15 protein-coding genes are annotated in these 21,632 nt (G+C 37.8%); 3 read left to right on the top strand and 12 right to left on the bottom strand.

All coding sequences use genetic code 11. The features are described 5' to 3' along the window. Window positions 1-8 precede the first annotated feature (8 nt). Window positions 9-1,349 carry a RagB/SusD family nutrient uptake outer membrane protein gene (locus KK060_RS15650; protein WP_254154700.1) on the top strand — a complete coding sequence of 447 codons (1,341 nt, stop codon included), beginning with the start codon at window positions 9-11 and terminating at the stop codon, window positions 1,347-1,349. Window positions 1,350-1,417: 68 nt separating this feature from the next. Here the strand turns inward: KK060_RS15650 and rbp are convergent, their stop codons facing one another. The 5 genes from rbp to KK060_RS15625 all read right to left on the bottom strand — a co-directional run bounded on the left by rbp (window position 1,418) and on the right by KK060_RS15625 (window position 4,754). Then, a complete protein-coding gene (rbp, locus tag KK060_RS15645) occupies window positions 1,418-1,765 on the bottom strand; it encodes an RNA-binding regulator (protein ID WP_254154699.1) in 348 nt (115 codons plus the stop codon). Window positions 1,766-1,870: 105 nt separating this feature from the next. Further along, window positions 1,871-2,170: a hypothetical protein gene (locus KK060_RS15640; RefSeq protein WP_254154698.1), complete on the bottom strand. Its 300-nt coding sequence runs from the start codon at window positions 2,168-2,170 to the stop codon at window positions 1,871-1,873. A gap of 10 nt (window positions 2,171-2,180) precedes the next feature. Next, window positions 2,181-2,456: a hypothetical protein gene (locus tag KK060_RS15635; protein WP_254154697.1), complete on the bottom strand. Its 276-nt coding sequence runs from the start codon at window positions 2,454-2,456 to the stop codon at window positions 2,181-2,183. A gap of 36 nt (window positions 2,457-2,492) precedes the next feature. Further along, a complete protein-coding gene (locus KK060_RS15630; RefSeq protein WP_254154696.1) occupies window positions 2,493-3,623 on the bottom strand; it encodes a fatty acid desaturase family protein in 1,131 nt (376 codons plus the stop codon). A 15-nt stretch (window positions 3,624-3,638) separates the two neighbouring features. Beyond that, window positions 3,639-4,754: a DEAD/DEAH box helicase gene (locus KK060_RS15625; protein WP_254154695.1), complete on the bottom strand. Its 1,116-nt coding sequence runs from the start codon at window positions 4,752-4,754 to the stop codon at window positions 3,639-3,641. Between the two features lie 872 nt (window positions 4,755-5,626). Here KK060_RS15625 and KK060_RS15620 point away from each other — a divergent pair. After that, the gene (locus KK060_RS15620) at window positions 5,627-5,866 is read left to right on the top strand and encodes a hypothetical protein (RefSeq protein ID WP_254154694.1); all 240 of its coding nucleotides are present in this window, start codon (window positions 5,627-5,629) and stop codon (window positions 5,864-5,866) included. Between the two features lie 201 nt (window positions 5,867-6,067). Here KK060_RS15620 and KK060_RS15615 read toward each other — a convergent pair whose 3' ends face one another. From KK060_RS15615 to KK060_RS15590, 6 genes are all read right to left on the bottom strand, one after another. Beyond that, window positions 6,068-8,266 carry a hypothetical protein gene (locus KK060_RS15615; protein ID WP_254154693.1) on the bottom strand — a complete coding sequence of 733 codons (2,199 nt, stop codon included), beginning with the start codon at window positions 8,264-8,266 and terminating at the stop codon, window positions 6,068-6,070. Next, on the bottom strand, window positions 8,263-9,327 hold the full coding sequence (locus tag KK060_RS15610; protein WP_254154692.1) for a S8 family peptidase: 1,065 nt from the start codon (window positions 9,325-9,327) through the stop codon (window positions 8,263-8,265). The genes KK060_RS15615 and KK060_RS15610 overlap by 4 nt, the downstream gene beginning before the upstream one ends. Next, window positions 9,324-10,373: a hypothetical protein gene (locus KK060_RS15605; protein WP_254154691.1), complete on the bottom strand. Its 1,050-nt coding sequence runs from the start codon at window positions 10,371-10,373 to the stop codon at window positions 9,324-9,326. Before KK060_RS15605 ends, KK060_RS15610 begins: the two co-directional genes overlap by 4 nt. Before the next feature lie 205 nt (window positions 10,374-10,578). Beyond that, window positions 10,579-12,333, bottom strand: coding sequence for an ABC transporter ATP-binding protein (locus tag KK060_RS15600; RefSeq protein WP_254154690.1), 1,755 nt, complete (start codon window positions 12,331-12,333; stop codon window positions 10,579-10,581). 251 nt (window positions 12,334-12,584) lie between these two features. Then, window positions 12,585-14,747: a DUF3858 domain-containing protein gene (locus KK060_RS15595; RefSeq protein ID WP_254154689.1), complete on the bottom strand. Its 2,163-nt coding sequence runs from the start codon at window positions 14,745-14,747 to the stop codon at window positions 12,585-12,587. Between the two features lie 19 nt (window positions 14,748-14,766). After that, window positions 14,767-16,665, bottom strand: a complete 1,899-nt coding sequence (locus KK060_RS15590; RefSeq protein ID WP_254154688.1) for a transglutaminase-like domain-containing protein — start codon at window positions 16,663-16,665, stop codon at window positions 14,767-14,769. Between the two features lie 232 nt (window positions 16,666-16,897). Between KK060_RS15590 and KK060_RS15585 the strand changes: the two genes are divergently transcribed. Next, complete coding sequence (locus tag KK060_RS15585; protein ID WP_254154687.1) at window positions 16,898-18,157, top strand: paraquat-inducible protein A; 1,260 nt, start codon at window positions 16,898-16,900, stop codon at window positions 18,155-18,157. 13 nt (window positions 18,158-18,170) lie between these two features. Here the strand turns inward: KK060_RS15585 and KK060_RS15580 are convergent, their stop codons facing one another. Continuing rightward, window positions 18,171-21,404 carry an AsmA-like C-terminal region-containing protein gene (locus tag KK060_RS15580; RefSeq protein ID WP_254154686.1) on the bottom strand — a complete coding sequence of 1,078 codons (3,234 nt, stop codon included), beginning with the start codon at window positions 21,402-21,404 and terminating at the stop codon, window positions 18,171-18,173. Window positions 21,405-21,632 lie beyond the last annotated feature (228 nt).

Below are 21,632 nucleotides of genomic sequence, written 5' to 3'. Positions count from 1 at the left end.
CATACATTATGCGTCAACATATATTTCTTATTCTCGTTTTTGTGATTACACTTTCATCTTGCGATGATTTCCTTGATAAAACACCTATCGATCAAATCGCTTCTGAAGAGTATTTTGATAATCAGAACAGCGCAGAGGCTGCAGTGCTTGGCATCTACCGCCTGATGGAGTCACCCTTTTATTATGGTCAGTCAATGATAATTGTTCCTGAGTTTGCCGCCGGGCATGTAAGGCACGCCATGAGCTACCCCGAGTACGTAAACTTTCAAAGCAATGAGATCAGAATTGATAATCCATGGGTAGCGAACATCTGGGCTCAGTCCTACAGTATCATTAATGCAGCCAACAATGTTATCGAGCAGGTTCCTCTCATGAATAATTTTACGGCAGAAGAATTTCAGGCACAATTGATTCGGGAAGCTAAGTTTCTAAGAGCGCTGACTTACTTTAACATGGTAAGAAGCTGGGGAGATGTACCACTCATTACTTTACCAACAACATCTTCATCCAACTTCAATGTATCCCGCACGCAAGCACATGTGGTATATGAAAATATTATCGAAGACCTGAGAGATGCGGTTAACCTGCCTCGTAGTTACAACGGATCAGAGAGTATAAATAAAGGCAGGGCAACCCAATATGCAGCAAAAGCTTTACTTGCTAAAGTATATTTGTATGCAGGTAACGATAATATGGCAATTTTTTATGCCAAAGATGTAATTGAGAATGGTGGCTATTTACCTGTTGATGATTATGGTTCTATATGGCTTAATGAAAATAGCAGTGAATCTATTTTTGAACTTCAGTTCGATGAACAGGGTACCAACACACTTGCCAGCGTAAGTAATCCAACAGGTGCTGCATTATTTTTTGCATCTGACAAGGTTTATAACATGTTTGAACCGAATGATCAACGCAGAGACTTTACAATCAATACGGAGAATGATATAAAGTATATTGGTAAATTTAGAAATTACAATCCAGCTACGCAGAACGTACCAGTAATACGATTATCAGAAATTTTCCTGATTTATGCAGAGGCTCTTGCCCGGGTAAATATGAGCCAACTTGGCGAGCCCTACTTATACTACAAGAAGATAAGAGATCGTGCAGGGTTGACAACACCAGATGAAACTACCTATGATCTTAATTCTTTTATCAATGCAGTGCAACGCGAGAAGCGCCTTGAACTAATGTTTGAGGGCGAAGCCTGGTATGACTATACACGCACTGGCCTTGCACTAACGGAGATGATGGAAACCCCCTCGCAAGATCGATTTATATTTCCTATACCTCAGGGTGAGCGGGAGCTAAACAAAAACCTCGGTCAGAATTCCGCCTACGAGTAATCATTTGAAGAATTAAATAAAAAAGCGGAGCTTATTTAGCTCCGCTTCCATTTTATCAGTATATAAGATTACCACTTCTTAAATCCACCGCCACCGCGGTTTCCAGAACCTCCGCCGCTGCGGTTTCCATAACCACCACCACTACGGTTTCCGTAACCACCGCCTGGTGAATCAGTCTTAGGTCTAGCTTCATTAACCATTAACTCCTTGCCTTGGAAATTGAATCCATTCAACTCGTTTATTGCTTGCTTAGCTGATTCGCTATCAGGCATTTCAACAAAACCAAAACCACGACTACGTTGTGTGTCTCTGTCTGTAATGATCTTAACTGACGAAACTTCGCCATGTTGTTCAAATAGTTCTCTTAAATCTTGTTCTGTTGATTTAAACGAGATGTTGGCTACATAAATGTTCATTTGATAAAAGTATTAAAATAATTGATGTGTGTTCTATGAATTGGCCTTAAAAATTTACTTTGTACCTGAATTATTGCTAGATAATTTATTAAGGCTGCTTTATAATCAGATTTGGGCTGTGTCTTCTTGAATAACTAATGATTTATAATGAGCACTCCAAATATCAAAAAGTTTGATATCAAGCATGGCATTGAGCGGTGTAAGGTTTCCTTTAATAAACATTGCGTGATGTATTACCTGTAATTCACCGTTACTATCTTCCCAGCGAATATCACATAACACTTCTTCACCCAATTCTCTGACTGGTATAACCACTACATTACCAGCGGGTATTTTGTAATGTGCTTCATACCTCTTTTGCTTAGACGTAACGATTTTGTAAGGTTGATTGATGTAATTTACCATTAATATGGTTCTAATTGTTTCTTTTTTTATTAAAGTCCTGCGCTTGAAAATTTAAACTCCACCAGTGTGCAAAACCAGAGGAAGGAAATTCTTTTGCAATGCGAAAGGCAAGATCTGTTACTGCCTCTTCAATTGTCGTGCCATGCAACGGCAATTTGTGATCTTCATTTGCAATATAGAAATAACCCTTTTCCGAGAACAATGTTACCTTAATATTAAGCTCACTCGTATAGATGTGTTGAAGCACTTCCCCTACATAACTCCTGTCTATTATTCGTTGTGCCATGATCATTCAATTACATAGTGAACCAGCTTTGTTGTTTTACGAATGCTTTTGTTGGGAATGCACCGGAATCAGTGACGGCCGAGCTCCCAACTGCTTCAGTAATCTTGCGTGTCCGGCCAATGCAGCCAAAAACGTGCGGGACGTCTTATAGGGTAGCCCAAATTCCTGTGCAGTTGCTTTTACAATTCCTGAAATCTTCCGGTAGTGAACGTGGCAAATATTTGGAAATAAGTGATGTTCTATCTGAAAGTTTAAACCACCCACATACCATGAGAACCATCTGCTATTATTTCCGAAATTGGTAGTAGTTAGCAACTGGTGTACTGCCCAATTGTTTTGAAGTGTCTTATTTTCATCAGGTAATGGAAATTCAGTTCCTTCAATAACATGTGCTGGCTGGAAGATAATTGCAAGGATAAAACCAGCTATGTAATGCATAACGATAACACCCAGTATGATCTGCCACCACAATAGTGATGTTGTTAATAATGGTACTACAAATATATACCCGACGTAAAAGAGTTTCGTCGAAAACAGGATGAGCCACTCTCTTGTTGCGTTGCCTTTATGAGCTTCTACCATCCCGCTTTTTTGATACCTGTATAACCTTGTGAAATCTTTGAAGAATAACCATACAATGGTCATGAGGCCGTATAAAAACCAAGCATATACAAATTGATATTTATGCATTTTTTTCCAATCAGAATGTGGCGTTAACCGCAGCACACCTCGTGGGCTGATGTCTTCATCTTCTTCATGTACGTTAGTATAAGAATGATGTAGTACATTATGTTGTATTTTCCAATTGAAGGCGTTGGCACCTATAAGATTCAACGAATAACCAATCAAATCATTCACCCAATTCTTTTTTGAATATGCTCCATGGTTAGCATCATGCATAACTGATAATCCAACACCCGCAAGGCCCAGACCCATGATCAGCACCATAAGCACGAGACCTAACGTTCCTGTTACTACGTTAGTAACGATTAAGGTATATGGAATAAAATACAGTAAGAACATAAAAATGCTCTTTATAATCATTTCGCTATTCGCATGCTTGGCAATGTTATTAATTTTAAAGTAATCGTTAACCCTCTTGTTAAGGGTTGTCACGAAATCACGTCTGCTGTTGGCAAATCTTATCGTCGTTTTTAATTCACTCATTATATCTAAACAAAATTAATTGAAGGGATGTTCAACAACGGTTAAGTTAGCAGTTGAAATACGATTAATATTTTTCAATTGCCCGCGCTCTTCCTGATCACAAAAAGATAAAGCTACACCTGTTTGCCCTGCCCTTCCTGTTCTACCTATGCGGTGAGTGTATGTATCTGCCGATTCGGGCAACTCATAATTGATAACAAAAGGCAAATCAGCAATATCAATACCACGCGCTGCAATATCTGTTGCTACTAATACACGTGTTGCATTACGTTTGAAGTTAGAAAGTGCCTTTTGTCTTGCATTCTGCGACTTATCACCATGAAATGCTTCTGCTGAAATTCCGGACTTGTTCAAGTCCTTCGCAATTTTATCCGCGCCGTATTTAGTTCTTGCAAAAACAATGACGTTTTGCATTTCATGTTCAGAGATTACGTGCTTTAATAATTCCCTTTTACTTTCCCGTTGAACATAATACACTGACTGCCGGATTTTAGGCTTAAGCGCGACGTTATTAATAGAAATTCGCACAGGCTTTTTCAACATTGTTGAAACGAGGTCTTGTACTTCTTCGGGCACTGTTGCTGAGAAGAATACGTTTTGTCGCGTTGCTGGAATTACTTTAATAAGCTTTTTGATATTATGGATAAATCCCATATCGAGCATACGATCAGCTTCGTCAAGCACAAGTATCTCAAGGTGTTTCAGATTAATAATATTCTGATCCAGCAAGTCCAGCAGACGTCCCGGGGTAGCAACAACAATATCTACACCTTTACGAAGTTCCCTCTCCTGATTAAATTGAGAAACTCCACCGAATATGACAGTACTTTTTAATGAAAGGTATTTTCCATAATCCTTAAGATTATCACATACTTGTATAGCAAGTTCACGTGTTGGCACCAAAATAAGCGCCCTTACATGCCTGTTGTCTTTACTAAGACTTAACTTCTGCAAAATCGGAATGCAAAAGGCCGCAGTTTTTCCTGTACCTGTTTGTGCTGAGGCGAGTACATCAACTCCTGCTAGTATCTGGGGTATGGACTGTTGCTGGATGGGTGTAGGATTGTTATATCCTTTTTCTTCAACTGCTTTTAGAACAGCATCTGAAAGATCGAAATGTTTAAATGACATTAAAAAAATTAAATTAAATAAGCCAAAGCTGTGATTTTCACAGTTCGTTTTGGCAAGAAAACCTTTGCTTGTCTGGGGTTAAAAGAAAAAAGGTATGATGCCGGTTAACTGAGGAGAGATTAAGAGACTACCATTCTACGCTACTAACCGATTCTGAGCAGTGAATTAAGATTTCCGCAATTGTTATGTAAATGTAGCACTAAATTTTGACATATCCTATTCCGCAAAGTGGGACAAAGGGGAGGTATAGGAGAAGCTGCTCAATTAGGAGAAGGCTGCTCAATACAGTAGATGTATGCTTTGACGAATTTATTTTCTTTACTTAATGCGAAAGACAAATTCAATTATTATTTAAACCAGGAGAAGACAATGAACGGTTTGGTGGTAAAAGCTTAATGGTCATTGGTGCCGTCGAAGTAATGTTTGCAATAGCAAACATTACTCATACTTTAAGCCTTTTTATATTTCCAGAATTTCAGTTTCAAGCCATTACACGCTTGAACTTTTTATTTAATGTTTAATAATTTACGCGGTCGGCATTACTCGGTCCACAAGTAAGCTTTCGCGATTAATTCTATTGCTAGCTTTTCCGGAAATTTTAAGATAAGCGCTCCTACTTCTGAAGAAAGATCTAAAAGGTCGAATTTGTGAAACTCTTAGTTTTTGATTCGCAGCTTGCAATAGTAACGTAATGTATGAATAAGAGAAAAAAACAACTAAGTTAATTGGGGCTTATTTCAATCTAAAATAATACTTTTCAACACATACTTATCAATTTTGATCGTATTTTAGCGACCCGTTTTCCATAGAGGGTGGACAAAGCGTTTTATATTTAAGTGAGTGTGATTTAAACAATAAAACAAAAATAAATTATGGCTAAGGAAAGTATAGCAAAAGAGAATCCGGTTATCGATGCACTGAGAAAGCTAAAAGAAGAAGAGGCAGAATTATTACTTAAATTAAAGCCAGTACAAGAAGCTATTGGTGCACTTGAAAAAATCGTAGATAAGACTACAAAAAAGGTGAAGCCCGCTTCAGGGTCTAAAGATGGCACAGGTGAAAACCAAGGAGCTGAAGAAAACGCACTTGAGAGTGTCACCGATGCTCAATAAAATAGAAAGTGTAATTTCAGATTTTAATAAAAAAGTTGCAGGGTTAAAAACTGCAACTTTTTTATTTCGTAAAGCTATGGTGATGTGATCTCATGTTACAGATGAGTGATTTTTAGACACCTATTTTAACCATACTGTTAATATTTTGATTTGCTTAAAAAAATCAGTATTCATCTCACTCAAATTGTCCCATTATCCCTTCTACCTTGCTCCTATTTTCTTTCCCCTTGTTAAATTAAATAATGGAATATCAACTGCAACAAAAGCATTCCATCGCCATGAGGGATTTTCATAACTATTAACAGTTTGTCCCGGGCCTTGTGAATTAACTTCGAATAAGCCAGGTCCATATTGTGTGCCTATTCCAATACCAATAGGAATATTTGCAGGTAATCCGTATACGACGTAACCACCAGGAGAAAGTATATTACCTAACTTAATGGATTCTGTAAGCTGCGTGCCCGTATCACTCAATCTAAATTCTGCAATGGCGCCGACATCCAATAAAGGAGCAAACAAACTGACAGATCCTCCCCGACCTAAGCCATAATTTAGCGCTACTCCCACAGGCGCAATCAATCCTACGTTTTGCTCCCACGTCTTATCAGGATTATCCTCGCGATTAAGCCTGAAATGCGCGCCGAGATAAGAGTTGACGCTCAACGTAAATTGCTGATATTTCTTATAGGAAGAGCTGCCGACTGGTAGTGCGGCATTGCTGATCGCTTCTTTTATCTCTTCGGATGATTTTGCGTCTACTACGTTAGCCATAAATACACCATACTTTATGGCTCCTTTTGAAAGCTTGTTAAGCTTTACGAAGGATTTATAATTGCGAATTGTTTCGTTTCGCAGACTGTCTTTCTTCTTTTTGTCTCGCTCACTATTTGTATCCAATGAAACGAGTTGCGCTTTCAATGCCGTACTCCTCTCAACGTTAAAGGATACATCTTTAATGATAGACTCACTTACCAACTCTATTACCTTGAGCGCATTTGTTACTGCTGACGAATAGTTTTTCTCTAATACGTTCCGATAAAGATTATTACCACTACGCATAATGGCTACGTAACCGGAACCATCATAATTTTTATCGATTAATGTTGCTACCTTAAATCCGTACTCGATTACGCTAATACCCGCATTTACGTATTCAAAGTATTCGTCCGGACTGATATCTTCATGTTTCCTCTTCTTTTCTTTCAGCTCAGTCAGCTTCTCTTCTGTCTGCTGCGCTATACGAGAGAATTCGAGAAAATAGTTTTGAAATAAGAAGATACTCGCTTCACTATTTTTCATTAATGTACTTAAAAGAACTACCTTGTCTCCTACAACAAACCTGATATCTTCCATGACAGCCTTCTGATAAACAAGTCCGAGAAAAAGTCTTAAAGCAAGCTCATCCTTAATAAGTAACTCAACGTGATGGGCGCTTATCCAATTCCGCTCGCCACTCCACGTTTTCAAAACCTTTTTTCTTCCATCTCTCAACGCAATTAACGAATGCCCTTGCTGGTAAACAGAGTCATCTTCGGCAAACCTAATCAATCCTTTGGCTGTAGAATCATATCGAAGTGCATCACTGATAAGACTTGTAGTTTTAATGAGATTATGCAGGTTCAACACCTCTCCCCTTTTAACACTCTTCCATTCTTTCATGTCCCTGAATTCTCTTATAACATCTGCCGGGTGCTGCGCATCTTCAAGATCAGCTATAATTTGAATTGAACGGATTACAACAAGTATTTCCGGAAAATCATTTACTACTTGCTCGTATTTATCAAGAAGGAATACATCGTCAATATTATAGATTAGGTTTTGAAGATCCTGGTGAAAGGAATCGCGAAGGCCATTTATCAACTGTGTATACTCATGCGCGAGGATTGTAGATATATAGCCGAACGTTTCAGGAAACAGTGTTGCCATTTCCGGATTATCTTTCAAATAATCTTTAAACTTCTGAAAAAAAGCTACATTTAATTCTTCTCTCGCGCGCTCAACCATAAATTGCGCAAGGGCATCAGCGTAATTGGTAACATCAATACCTCCAATAGCATTAGTGATATCACCAATTTTCCCTAACCTAGCCACATTAAATTTATTATCTTGAACCTCGGAGGAGAAAGAAATAAATGGATTATTATTAAAGTGCTTTCGTAAGGTATCTACAATATTTGTTTCGTTTATACCTTCTTGAGGTATGTAGTTTCTGAATATTTCCAGCTGCTCATTGATTTCATTCCGTTTGAGCTGTATTTCAATTTTTCCATTTGCACCTGGAACTAATAATATTTCTGCCCAATTCTTTTCGCGAATCTTTAATGCGTCATAATAAATACTCTGGGCGTTAAGAGTAAGTGATAAAAATATCAGGAAGAAAAAGTATACTATCTTATTCATACACTATATGGTTTGAAAGGGTTAGGAGTGCTTTCGTTTGTGATTGAAAATGAAATTTCTTTTAAAATCTGTTTTACAACAGCAAATCGCTGCTGGTTTTTCAACAACTTCTTCTCTGCAATAATTGATGCAATTATTCCTGTAACAATAGCTGTATATGCACTATCATTGCCAATAGAACTATAACTATTATTAAGGGAAGATGAAGTGATATTGTGCTGTAGAAAGATAAGTGACTCACGCTTGTCCTTTCCTTCATGGAATCGCTTAAAAGCAGTAGGGCCACAGGTAGAAACTTTAATTACGTTAGCCAATTTATCAATTTCATTTCTTTGCATGTCTTCACCTGATGCAACTACTGTTATAACTCCTTGGGCAAGGGACTTGTTAACAAAGTCCTGAGTTGAAGCAAACATGACAGGGTTAATATCAAGACTCATATTGATGACATCTATATTCGACAATTCACTGGCAATCAAATTTTGCATTGCTAAAAAGAGAGCATTTGAATTTACAGCGCCACCAGGCGCAACCCTATAACTAACAATTGTTGATTCAGTTGAAATGCCTTTTATCACTTCATCGTTACCTGCCATGATTCCTGCAATCATTGTCCCATGCCCATGATCATCTATCACCCCGGATTCCCCTCTTACAAAAGACTTCGATTTCGTAAAATCTACTTTACTCATTAATGCATTATGCTTGGATATCCCAGAGTCAAGAATTAATATCTTGACATCCTTCCCTCCAAACGACACTGGCTTGTTTAGCTTCAATAATGCAGGAAGGTCAGTTTGAGCAACTTGTACTTCTTCACTTTCAGCTACGGTTACAGGTGGAGCAATAGTATCAACTTCCTGGTTGGCACCACCACTCCAAAAATAGAAGCCGTTGATAGCCTTATACCACTTATTATTTGAGGGATGTATATACTCACCCTCAACAATCTTATCAATTTCAACAATGTCACCAGGAATTAAAGGCTCCGGCAAGGGAACATTACTTGTAGATGGCCACAAGCGCTTATTAAGTTTAGCAATAACTTTGACCTTCATCATGCGAGTGCCTTTTCTGAAGCTGAAGGCGTACTTTTAACTTCATTCACTGGAATATCCTGCGGTTTTTTTCCGGCTGACCGAATATTTACCAACTTATTAAGAGTATCAAACCAAAAGGGAGCACCCAATGAGACTGCTATGGCCGTCACAACCCATCCAAGCAGTTTCAACAAGAACCAAGAGCCAGCTTCTTTTTTAATTTTAGCCAACTCAGCTGCTGTTAAGTTCCATCCAATCGGAACATTAAGTTCAGTTAGCGTTTCTTGTTGCTCAAGAAGAATCTTAACATCGTGACTAATACTATTGAGTAGCGGTTCATTGAGTGCTGCATTTCTGGTAGAATCATTTTTAAGGATTGCAATGCGCTGTATAAGTGCAGTATCCTGCACAACGTGTTGTGCCGCATTAGCAAGTTTGGTTGCGACATCCTTGTTCACATAGAAGTAACTGAACAGCTTAAGAGAATCGACATTTAAAAGTATGGTGATCACAAAAGAAATGACCAAAGCATAATTTTGTGCCCTTGATTTATACGTTCCTGAATTTCTCTCCATGGCCTCGTCAAACCATGTAGCTATTTTAAGCTTAAAACTATCTATGTTTGAAAAGGACTCATGATGAAACTGTAACAGCATCCGCTTCATTGAAGTCGAAAGAAGCTTTGATTGTAGTATGGAAGATTTTAACGTGTAAAAATCATAAGGCTCTGTTACCTCAGCATATTCCTGATCTTCTTTTGCTACGCTTTCATTGCCATAATGAATTTCGTCTAACAATGCATGAACAAAAGTATTTCTTGACAGATAGGAAGCGCCCCTTCTATCTTGCGTTAGGCCATCAACCATAACGTTGCACCAGATTCTTTCGCCAAGTGCGGTATTACTTTTTTTATCGTTAAAAGTATCGGTCAACCACTTTTTTAAGTTGTTACTTCGAAGTCGTAAAAACCGTGCATAAGCTTCAAGAATGGAAACACAGAGTAAACTCAAAAGAAAGTATATGAAGATCATGCCGATGACTAAATCGAGAATCTCAAAACCTGTCATAGTATTTAGTAATATTTAAAGGTCAAAACATAGAAGCCCACCCTGCCATAGTTAAAGGCAGGATGGGCTCCACATTTCTAAAGTAATTGATGGAGGTTCAGGAAGCAAGGATAATTGACAAATTTCGATGATATCCCTACACCAATAAATTGATATTATCTTACGGTTAAGACACCGCTAAAACCTGTTAAAGATGAATATATGTTTAAACTTCTGAGCCGACCTTCTCTCCTATCTGCTGACGCCACATTGCATAGTATAAGCCTTTCTCCTGTAGTAATTCGTCATGTTTCCCTGACTCTATAATATCACCCTTCTCGAGCACGTAAATTTTGTCTGCATGCATGATGGTAGACAAGCGGTGAGCAATGAGAATTGTAATATGATCTTTAAGCACTGAAACTTCGCGGATTGTATCCGTTATTTCTTCTTCAGTAATTGAATCAAGTGAAGAGGTAGCTTCATCAAACACAAGGATATCCGGTTGTCGCAAAAGTGCTCTGGCAATTGAGAGCCTTTGTTTCTCTCCACCAGAAACTTTTACGCCTCCCTCGCCAATTACAGTATCCAGACCTTTTTCAGCACGTGCTAAGAGCGATTGACAAGCTGCTTTCTGCAATACTCTAAGACAATCTTCGTCCGTAGCATCTGGCCTCACAAATAGCAGGTTTTCACGAATTGTTCCCGAAAAGAGTTGAGTATCTTGTGTTACAAAACCAATCTTTTCCCGAAGTTCGTTCAAATTAATATTTTCACTACGAATGTTATTATAAAGAATGGACCCCTCTTTCGGAGGATAGAGACCCACCAGAAGTTTTACTAATGTAGTCTTTCCCGACCCCGAAGGGCCAACAAAAGCTATTGTTTGTCCGTTATTCGTAGCAAAGGATATTTTATTTAAGGCATTGCTGCTCGCCGACAAGTGTTTAAAGCTTACATTATTAAAGCTAAGTGAAGTAATTCTCCCAACTTCGACTGGATTCTTTGGTTTAACTTCTTTGGGCATGTTAAGTATGCGATGGAAGTTCAGAAGTGAAACCTCAGCTTCCCGGTATGCTATTATAACATTTCCTAGTTCCTGCAAAGGGCCAAATAAAAAGAACGAGTAGAAGAGGAAGGTAAAGTATTTACCAGCTGATATCTCATTATCGAAAATGAGTACCAGCAAAATAACAACCATTACACTACGAATAAAATTAACGGTAGTACCTTGCAGGAAGCTCATACCTCTCACATATTTCACTTTCTTGAGCTCAAGATCAAGAATTTTATAGGTGGTGTTATTTAGGCGCTCAATCTCCTGGTTTGCTAATCCTAAACTCTTTACCAGTTCTATATTACGTAACGACTCCGTTGTTGAGCCTGCCAATGATGTTGTCTCTTTAACGATGCTCTTTTGGACAACCTTGATTTTACGGCTGAGTAACCAGCTAGTAAGGGCAATAATTGGAACAGACGCAAAATATACCAATGTAACTTTGTAGCTAACGGTCAGGGAGTAAACCATTACAAAGAGCATTGCCACAAGCGAAGAAAATAAAATACTTATAAAGGAGGTTATAAACTTTTCGGAATCTGTCCTTACCTTCTGAAGTATACCCAACGTCTCTCCGCTTCTTTGGTCCTCAAAGGTTTGGTACGGTAATTCCAGCGAATGCCTAAGTCCATCTGCATACATCTTTGCCCCCAACTTCTGAACGATGATACTGGTGAAATAATCCTGAAGGTTTTTAGCAATTCTTGATACCATAGCCGCCCCAATTGCCAAACCTACAAGATATAGGATGCCTTTAATAAACTCTGAACGCGCTAACGTATCTTTCTTTTCAATAAAATTATCAACAATCTTTCCTGTAATATGCGGATCAAGAAGCGAGAAAATTTGGTTGGTAGCAGCAAGAAATAAAGCTATTGCAATAAGTGCTTTATAGTTCTTTAAGTAGTGTAATAATATCTTCATTCGGTTACAAGTAATAAGAACGGCGGTTAATAAACAATTGAAAGCGCCAGTAGGTTCGTTCTGAAGCTACAATCCGGTTAAATACCTTTAAATAGTCGTGGGAACCCTAAAAATAATTGTAAACCTCGCTCAAAAAGGACTTAAGAGATCTAAAAAATCATTAACCAGCGATTCGACACCTTAGTGCAACTATTTGTCAAAAAGAAAAAGCCTGGCTTAATGCCAGGCTTAAATTTTCGAATACGAAAATCCTAATTAACCTTACCAAGGCTATCCGTCTTTTTCTTAAGCAAAATCTTTTGCTCAGTAAAGTCATTGGCGGCATTTAAAAAAGATACTATAGATGGCCACTGATCTTTTGAAACGATATATTTCTCGTAATGCTTATATGTTTCGATAATAACTTTGCCACCTTCTTCTTTAACAGTACTAACAAATCCTCCTGTACTGTTTTCAACCTTTTGGTTCAGCTTCTCCAATCCTTGAACCTGGTACCCGGCAGGAACCTCAAAGACTATTTGATAACGAAAGCTACGTGGATAATCGAAGTATACTCCAAAAGCTCGCTGATTTTCTTCCGCCTCAATCTTGGTCTGCTGTTCAATAAGCTTACCTATGTCTATAATATAATTCGGTCCTGTTTTTTTAATAAGTTGATCTGTTGAAAAATCAAAGGAAGTAATCAATTCAGGTTTATCCTCATATCTACCAGTCTGTAATATCTTCAGATTAGACAGGTCTTTAATAGAGAATCCATATTCGCGTTCAAGTGATTTCTTCAACGACTCCAATCTATTCTTCTCTTTGTCTTTTAGGTAAGATTCTCCGGCTGCCTGATATTTTTTATATTCTTTGTTTGTATATACGACAGTCTTAATATCTACTTCTGGATATTTCCTAGACTTATCTTCTTCAATTGCATCAAAAATATCAAGAAACTGAGGTTGTGCATTAAGCTTACTAACGCCTTTAAAAACGGTATTGACAGCCATGATCACGTTGGTCATGTCTGTAGTTTTTAAGGTTAAGGTAGTTTTAACGCTATTGTCATCAGCTACGGTTGAAGGAAGAGTGATTCTTTTGGCCACTCTTTTACTTGATGACAGAAGACCATCTATCACATACGCATCTGTACCTTGGTATAATGATGGTATACTACCCGCTGTTCGAAAAATATCGGGATTAGCAAAGTAAAGAAAATCATTTCCCTTTTTTACTCTCACTAAATAGTCTAATTCATTTTCCAAAACAACATCATCAAGCGACGAAATATCTCGCCGTACACAAATCACGATATCATGTGGAATTTTCTTGTTCTTTAAGAACGATGTAAACATGCTAAGAAATTCCCTCTTAGAGTATTCAAATTCATCGTCGTCATTAAGCAATCTCACTTGGGAAACATCAAGCATATCATTTCTTAAATAGTTGTATGCTTCGGTGCTTACTATAAATGGATCTTTAACTCGTTTAAAATTCTTCTTTACATATTTCGATACAGATTTAGTTGGATATTCATAAGGCACAACGTTTACAAAATCCACAATTTCCTCAGATCCCGCTTTATTCTTTACTTTACCCTGCTCGCCTAAGAAAGTGTTTTCTCTATGCCTTTCCGACCCCATAGCAAAAGACGCTCGAAATTTAATGGTAGGCACATCACGGTTTGGATAAAGCCATTTTATGTCTGCAATCCCCTCTCTGTCACCATCCTCTAAAGAGTAATATTGCTCGTCGTTCTCCTTATCGTCTACCATTTTTAATTCAGGAGCTCCGTTAACTGAACGAAGGTTTATATAACACTTGCGTTGTATTTTAAATTGCAGCTTTTGCTTCATCAAGGGGTATTCCTGAGGAAGGTTATAAATAAATGGATCAAAGAAATATACAGGGGAATACACTTTCTGTTCACTTTCCTGACAGATATAGTAGTCGATGATATCACCCGGCTCCAGGTTCGGAACTGCAATCTTATAATATGCTACTTTACCATCCCCCCCTTTTCTTTCCATCTTTACGGCGCTTTTTTCATCTACAATAATCTCCTTGCCACTTGGCTTTATTACTTTAAAACCGGTGTATACATATGTAGACCCGCCACTCGCAGGATATGAGAGCTCGGAATACTTATTGACAGCATTTTTATCAAGAAGCATAATTCTAAAGTGATTATATTGTTTATCCTGTAGAATCGATAGCACGGGAAGCTTTCTATATTCAAAGCGATGTAACTTCGCAATAATTACTGCAGACTTGTTAAGCCACTTTTGCGGAACTTCTTTAACATGAAAGTCTTTATCAGAAGTCTTCCACATTTCCTTTCTTAACTCCTCCGCTCTGTCTGCAGCATTAGTAATGAATGCATTAAATGCAATAACAATAATTGCAATAATGCTGATGGATCTTTTTAACATAAGATTACTATAGTAGGATTTAATTTATTTTGGTTAGTACAATTTGATCGTCGTAGGACTCCGTAAGTTCTTTAATGATAGTATTCCAGGCTTCGAAGTCGCTCTTCTTAATAAGTCCTTGCTTTACTGTTATTTCATTTGTGTAGATGATAACACCTCCCTTTTGCTCAAAGGAGAGTTGAAAAGCGAAATCATTGTGCACTTTTTTAATACTTGCAGGAAGATGACTTATTCTATACCCCGCAGGGATTTTCAAATTTTTTATGGTTCTGTTCTTAATCTTTCTATTAAAGTAATAATCGGAAATACGATCCGCATCTATTGTAAAATTTTTAAAGCTTTTCGTCCAGTCAATTTCTACGTAAATGTCTTTATCAAATGAAGTTACTTTATTCCCTAAACCGTACGTATATTCTAACTCAAGGGCTTTATCACGATTCACTTCTGGAGTATTAACTACGCTTACCTGATCTGTGTTAGAAAAGTTAGAGACAACAAGATTATCAAAAAGCTTCTTTTTATTGTCCTGCTGGACGTTGGTGGAAATGTAAAGAATATTCTTTAATGCCTCTCCTTCGATAGAAATATGGCCTTTGCCTTTCAATACATCACCTTCCAGTTGAAGTTCTTCCTTCCGTACGATGAGGTTCTGCTCTGCATCTGCAACTGGTACCTTCCTTACAATAAATTGTTCTCCATTTTCAATTAACATTTCTTTCCCCTGAATTCTTTCGCCATGTTTTCCCAGTGCAACAAACTTTTCTGTAGGATCTAAAATGTATTGTTTCTCACCGAAGATTACGGTACAAATCATATGATTATCTACAGCAAGGGAAGGAAGCTCATAAGTATAAGGAATACGGTTTGTGCCTATCCATGTTAAACGCGCATCAAACCCTGCTACCTTTAGCATTTCCTTTGTAAGATTAGCCATTCCCTTACAATCGCCATAACGATTGTGTAGTACTGTTTGTGCAGCTTCAGGTCTGAAGCCCGAGATACCGTCTTCAAATGCAATGTATTTTATGTTATCCTGTACCCAATAGTAGATGTTTTTTATTTTTTCTTCTGCGGTTTTAGCGGATGCCGTTAGTCTTGTTACTTCAGCTTTCAATGCGCCCGGGTCATTGTTGACCTGTTTTACTATTCCTGCGTACCACCTGTAAAGGTCATCCGTAGAACCTATTATCTTTTTTCTTCCGGTTTTACCGGCAAAATCATTTGTTACAACTACTATATGTGGATAGTAATAGAGTATTCCTAATGAATTCTCTTCGTTCTTGCTTGTTTTAAGATCTTCTACCGTATAAGTGACAACCTTATACTTTCCCGACTCCGAAGTTGCTTTTTTTATATTGAAGCCACTAAAATTCTTTTCCACGAACTCGACATTGGCGTCCAAGGGAACATTAAATATGATGGTGCGTTGCTTAACTCCAAGCTCATCATTAAATAGAACTCTTGTAAAATAGCGTGGGTCATTATAACGTGTTGTTGACTTAAAGATAATTTCATCGCCGGCATAAGCGAATTTAAAAGGATAAGTACATACTTTTGCATCCGAGTAGAAAACACTCTCTACCTCATAATTTCCACAGCTTTTAGAAGAAGTGCTGGTGTTGCCGGAAACAAATTTTGCTGAAATAATCTCTTTGTTGTCGTGGTAGTAAATTTCGCGACTACCAGAAATATTAGGTTCCAAAGAAATCATGCTGATTTCCTCCTCTTCATTAACGACCAATTCATCACGCTGTATCGCAAAGGTATAAGCTGTCTGCATAAGGGTAGCAACAACCTTATCATCTTTAAAAGAATTGCGTAAAGAAGCAATCTTTTCCTTGTTCTTTTGCGATATAGCATTAAAGGATATTGCAATGAAGATTAACAATATCCACGATTTTAGTATGTACGGGGTCATTTTCGACAAATTAAGTGCACAGACAAGACAAAATGCAATGATACTGAAGTGTAGCCGGTTAGAGATGAGAATAGTCGCTTAAAGCAGGCTGATGTAATATTTTTTAAAAATTGCCTGATATCTGTTTTCAATTCAGTTCTGAGCTAAGAATAATAAGTAGTTGTCAAAGTCGGATAGTACTTTCAGTGTAAGTTATTATTGCGCGAAGCGTAGAAAAGCTAAATTGACCTTAATGAAACATTTTAAAACGATTATACTCATAGTTCTTGTTGTTATAATAACCTTCCTTTCGTTCTCAATTTATCAAATCGAAAATGAGAGAAGGATACTAAAGGAAGACCTTATTGAACTGTCAAAAGTAAAATACGGCCTTTTTAATATTGATGAATGGAAGAAAATCCTGGCAACAATTATTACGAAGAAAGTTGACGAACTCAACTTCACCAATGAGAATCGCAAACAAATGAAGGAGAAGATTTCTTCATTTCTTTATAAGATAATTGACGACTTCGAGGCCAGATACAATAAAGAAAAATCCAGGACATTGAAAGGAATGTTCGAACGTTCTTTTACTTCCTTTTTCGGAGCCTTCAACACAATCAGAAAGGATGTCCCACAATTTACTGATCAGATTATTGCGTTCCTCAACGACAAACAAAACCGAAAGGCGGTGCGTGGTTATATTATTGAAAAGTTAAATGAATATGCTGACAACACTTTTGATAAAATTGATTACACTACTGTTAATACAATACTTGCTAGACATCAGTACACTACCCGCGACGAAGCAATTACTGGCCTTGTTTCTCGTATTGATGATCTAGACTTGAGAAGTAAGCCCTATAAGATTAGCATTCTTATTATTGCGCTTACCGCTATAGTATGGGTATTTATATCAAAAGCTTTTTCAAAGTCTCAATATGTTCTATTAATCTTAATCAGTCTTCTACTATTGGTTACCGGACTGCTACTTCCCATGATTGAAATAGATGCGAGAATATCAAGTATGTCATTTACTCTGTTAGGTGAAACAATTTCATTTAAAGACCAGGTTCTCTATTATAAGAGCAAAAGCATTCTTGAGGTTGTATCACTGATGTTACTTCAATCGCGAATAGATGTGCTGATTGTCGGTGTACTCGTTCTTATTTTCAGCGTCCTTTTTCCTGTTTTAAAACAAATGGCTTCAGTCCTATTTGTCTATAATAACCATGCAAGAACAAGTAAAATTGTTCGGTTTATGGTATTTAAAACAGGGAAATGGTCAATGGCCGATGTAATGGTAATAGCCATATTCATGTCTTATATCGGATTCTCAGGAATTATAACAGAACAGCTAAAACAGATTCAAAGCATGACAAACTCACTTGAAATATTAACAACCAATAAATCAAGTTTGCTTACCGGGTTCTTCTTCTTTACTGCGTTCGCCATTTTTAGTCTTTCTATCAGTCAGAAAATAGATTTGCAGTTCAATACCTCTAAAGTATAATAGCATAATAAAATTACTGCTTACGTCCTTTGTCTTTACCCAGGCCGACCTGGAAATCATCAGGTTTGCCGGTGACTTTCAAGTTCATAAAAGCTATCTTCTTTTCGGCATCAATGTATTCTATTTCATCTACCTGATGAATATCTACCTCTTCGTGCTTTCTGTTAAACAATGCACTTAATCCAACCTTTGTTACCATCTTCATAGGTACACGCACGTAATACTCCATGCTCATATCGAGCGACTGCTTACCGCTTAACTGGATATATCCTAATGAAGAGTTAATGTTCATTGCTGGAATATCGAGGACCCCGTTTGAAAACGTAAGCCTGTTCTGCAATGTGTCGAATCTTATGAGCCGAAGATTCTTGTCTTTAAAATAACCCGCCATTGCCTGCATAGGAGCAAAATCGACAAGGCTACCATTATAAACCTTTACGTTTAGCTCTGCCTTTGTGTTGTTCATAATAGGAACAAAGTCAGGATGTATTTGCACATAACTCCTAATCTGTCCGGTTAAGCGCCCCTTGATGTTTTTGTTGATTACAACATCCTGACCAAAGTGATCAAGTTTCAGCATCATCTTCTCCAAGTCGACCTGATCGATATTAATTCTGCTTCTGAAATAAATTCTCTCGGGATTATCACCATTCAAATGTCCTCTCATACTTACAGCCCCATCTGCTACCTTCATACTCAAAGTGTCAATAAATATTTGGTGATCCTCCTGCATCCGTGCTTTGGCGGTAACATCCTTTAGCCAAAGCCTGTTATACTTCAGCTTCCCGATATCAATGGCCCAGGTAAAGTCAGAAAAAGGTATTTTAAAAATATTAAAAGCTTCAGCATGTTGCTTGGATGTATCTACCTTACTTGCAACTGCGGTAGCTGAATCTCTTCTGCTCCTCCGCTGGGCGGGTGCAAGATCGTAACTGCTTAGTTCATCAGCATCTAAAAAGTTAGAGCGAAACACTAATGAGTTGGTCCTTTTCTTCTGTTGCCTATCCAGCCCTGTAAAATACTTTAAGCTCACGTCAAAGTCACTTCGGCCAATGGAACCTTTTAATGTGTCAAGAATCAGAACACGTGCACCATATTTAATATTTCCTCTTATGTCTTTCAACTTAAGGTTATGCTTCTTCAGGTCTGCAGTCACATTAGCAATCTTTGCTTTAGCAAATCGGAAAACAGTGTCATAACGCAAATCAACCTTGGCCCGAAGCCACACGTTGCTTGCTTCCTCTCTTCTGTAGCCCCTTGGAATATATTTTCTGCTTATTGGGCCAAGTACATCCTTTAATGCAAAACGGTTCGACTTGAAATCAAAAGCTATCTGCGTCTTGCCTTTTTTTACATCCCTAAACCACAAAGCGTAATTATTTACACGACCGCTAAACTGAATATCTGAGCTATCAATCTTACCGATAAAATTTCTTAGCCTTAAAGTTGTATCCTCAATCAGTACTGTTGCCCCAAGATCTTCAAGTACATGTGGGTAACGCTTAAAAGATGCTCGCAGATTCCTCATCTCAAATTTACCTTTTGGTAAGGGAGATGGATGAAGTAATTGCTGTACAGAGGTTTCGAGAGATAAACCAACGTTAAATCCTCTTACTTCTTCTTTAACTTTCGCGGCAAGGGCAGTATCATATACAAGCAACTCTGACAATATCAATTGCTTGCTGCTGGCATTTAAAGTAAGCGTAACGGTTCTTTCCGGATGACGCAAAAAAGCTTTGATATCACTTAAGCTGCCACTTAATGTAAGGTCTGAATTACCAATACGGAGTGATGCTGTATCAAGTGTAATTCTGCCATTTTTCATCTCTGCCCTTATATTCATATCTTCAACGGGATGAGGATACCCGGGAATATGAAAGGACAGATCTTCAACAATAAGCTTACTTTGTATACCTTCTTTAAGTTTATTCAATGATTCTTCCGGCAACTTAATATCATTAAGTTCCTTAAAATCCATATCTAGTTTGATCTTTCCATTAAGCTGCTTGAGATCGTGTATACCCAGGAATTCACCTAAGAACTTCAGTTCCAATTCTGATTTTATCTGAACTAGTGTACGAGGTTTAGTAAAATCCCTTACTACAAAATTACCCTTGAAGATTCCTTTTTCAGGTCTGGCGGTTATGTTAATCATCCTCAACTCTGATGTCTGCAAAGAATGTTCAGCTCCATTGGTGTAGTATCCCTTAAAGCCGAGTTTATCAACCTTCTTTTTTGCATCAGTGTTTAGAAACCATGCATCTTCACATCCAAAAGAAACCTCAATCAGTGGAAGTTGTTCTTCTGCTATATTTCCTTTAATAGTGGCATCAAAGTAAATACGACCATCGTATCGAAATGGCTTTAATGTTTCTTTAACATCATCGGGAAGAAAAGCTGTAACCAGGTCGAAGTCCTGCTTTTCACCATTAATTTTCAAGTCCAGCTTCTTTCGTTCGGAAAGATCTGCCGTGCCAGCTACTTTAAACGCTGCATCTTCCAGCTTAAAGTTACATTTTCTGATTTCAAATAATTTGTCTTCCAATCTGTAATCTGCCTGGGCATCAAGCCAAAACTTCTTGTGCCGAAAAAAAGCTGAATCGGTATTGGTAGTAACGTCAAGCTCCATATTACTACTTATACTAAGAGTCAGCAGGCTGCTATCCATCTTAAATGAAGACGTAAGCTTATCTATATGTGTACCTAGCTTTCTGCCTGAAGCTTTGTCAAGATAAGAGATGTTAACATTTTTGAATATGGCTTTTTGAAGATCGATGGTACCGAAGGCTGAGCTGTCCGTTGAGGATGTTTGAATAGTATCTGATTGAAAATTCTTAGCAGATAAAAGGTTTATAGTTCCATCAGCCTCCTGTACGAGGTTGACATATCCACCTTGTATAAAAAGCCTTCTTATATTGTATTTCTGTTGAAAGAGATCGGGAAGACTAAAGCCTACATAAATGCGGTCGAATTTATAGATCGGCGCTCCTTTTCCTGTTTTGTCCGGGAGGAACCTTGTATTATGTAGTCCGATGGAGATATAAGGAAAATTCTTAAACAACGAGATATTGCTCTTCTCAACACTTAGCTCGCCTTTAAACTCTTTATTTAGCTGTTGCAGTGCCATATTTACCAGGCGCTGCTGCTGGGTAGTTAGAATAAGAAACCCAATCCCTAAACAAACTGAGATAGAGATCAGCAAAATGAGCAAAGGCCTAATAACCCATTTCTTTATTTTCGGCTGCATGTACAATGATTATAAAACTAACGTTAGCATTACCAGAAAGGCAATACCTGATTTTTACCTAAACGTATAGAACTGCTTTAAAATATGTCTTTCTCTTCTTTTAGATTAATCACGGCAAATTCAAACGGTTTCAACGTATTATATGCATTTTCCATGCCGTATTTGAGCAAAAGTACGAAATCTATTTGCAACAAAAGATGAAGAGCCTACTCATTTACAACGTCTCCC

The organism is Chryseosolibacter indicum, from assembly GCF_018598585.1.
Classification (GTDB): domain Bacteria; phylum Bacteroidota; class Bacteroidia; order Cytophagales; family Cyclobacteriaceae; genus Chryseosolibacter; species Chryseosolibacter indicus.
This window is presented reverse-complemented; position numbering and strand designations above follow the sequence as displayed.

Excerpts from the sequence above, each read along its gene's own strand:
- KK060_RS15650 (WP_254154700.1), top strand. The coding sequence starts at position 9 with ATGCGTCAACATATATTTCTTATTCTCGTTTTTGTGATTACACTTTCA.
- rbp (WP_254154699.1), bottom strand. The coding sequence starts at position 1,765 with ATGAACATTTATGTAGCCAACATCTCGTTTAAATCAACAGAACAAGAT.
- KK060_RS15640 (WP_254154698.1), bottom strand. The coding sequence starts at position 2,170 with ATGGTAAATTACATCAATCAACCTTACAAAATCGTTACGTCTAAGCAA.
- KK060_RS15635 (WP_254154697.1), bottom strand. The coding sequence starts at position 2,456 with ATGGCACAACGAATAATAGACAGGAGTTATGTAGGGGAAGTGCTTCAA.
- KK060_RS15630 (WP_254154696.1), bottom strand. The coding sequence starts at position 3,623 with ATGAGTGAATTAAAAACGACGATAAGATTTGCCAACAGCAGACGTGAT.
- KK060_RS15625 (WP_254154695.1), bottom strand. The coding sequence starts at position 4,754 with ATGTCATTTAAACATTTCGATCTTTCAGATGCTGTTCTAAAAGCAGTT.
- KK060_RS15620 (WP_254154694.1), top strand. The coding sequence starts at position 5,627 with ATGGCTAAGGAAAGTATAGCAAAAGAGAATCCGGTTATCGATGCACTG.
- KK060_RS15615 (WP_254154693.1), bottom strand. The coding sequence starts at position 8,266 with ATGAATAAGATAGTATACTTTTTCTTCCTGATATTTTTATCACTTACT.
- KK060_RS15610 (WP_254154692.1), bottom strand. The coding sequence starts at position 9,327 with ATGATGAAGGTCAAAGTTATTGCTAAACTTAATAAGCGCTTGTGGCCA.
- KK060_RS15605 (WP_254154691.1), bottom strand. The coding sequence starts at position 10,373 with ATGACAGGTTTTGAGATTCTCGATTTAGTCATCGGCATGATCTTCATA.
- KK060_RS15600 (WP_254154690.1), bottom strand. The coding sequence starts at position 12,333 with ATGAAGATATTATTACACTACTTAAAGAACTATAAAGCACTTATTGCA.
- KK060_RS15595 (WP_254154689.1), bottom strand. The coding sequence starts at position 14,747 with ATGTTAAAAAGATCCATCAGCATTATTGCAATTATTGTTATTGCATTT.
- KK060_RS15590 (WP_254154688.1), bottom strand. The coding sequence starts at position 16,665 with ATGACCCCGTACATACTAAAATCGTGGATATTGTTAATCTTCATTGCA.
- KK060_RS15585 (WP_254154687.1), top strand. The coding sequence starts at position 16,898 with ATGAAACATTTTAAAACGATTATACTCATAGTTCTTGTTGTTATAATA.
- KK060_RS15580 (WP_254154686.1), bottom strand. The coding sequence starts at position 21,404 with ATGCAGCCGAAAATAAAGAAATGGGTTATTAGGCCTTTGCTCATTTTG.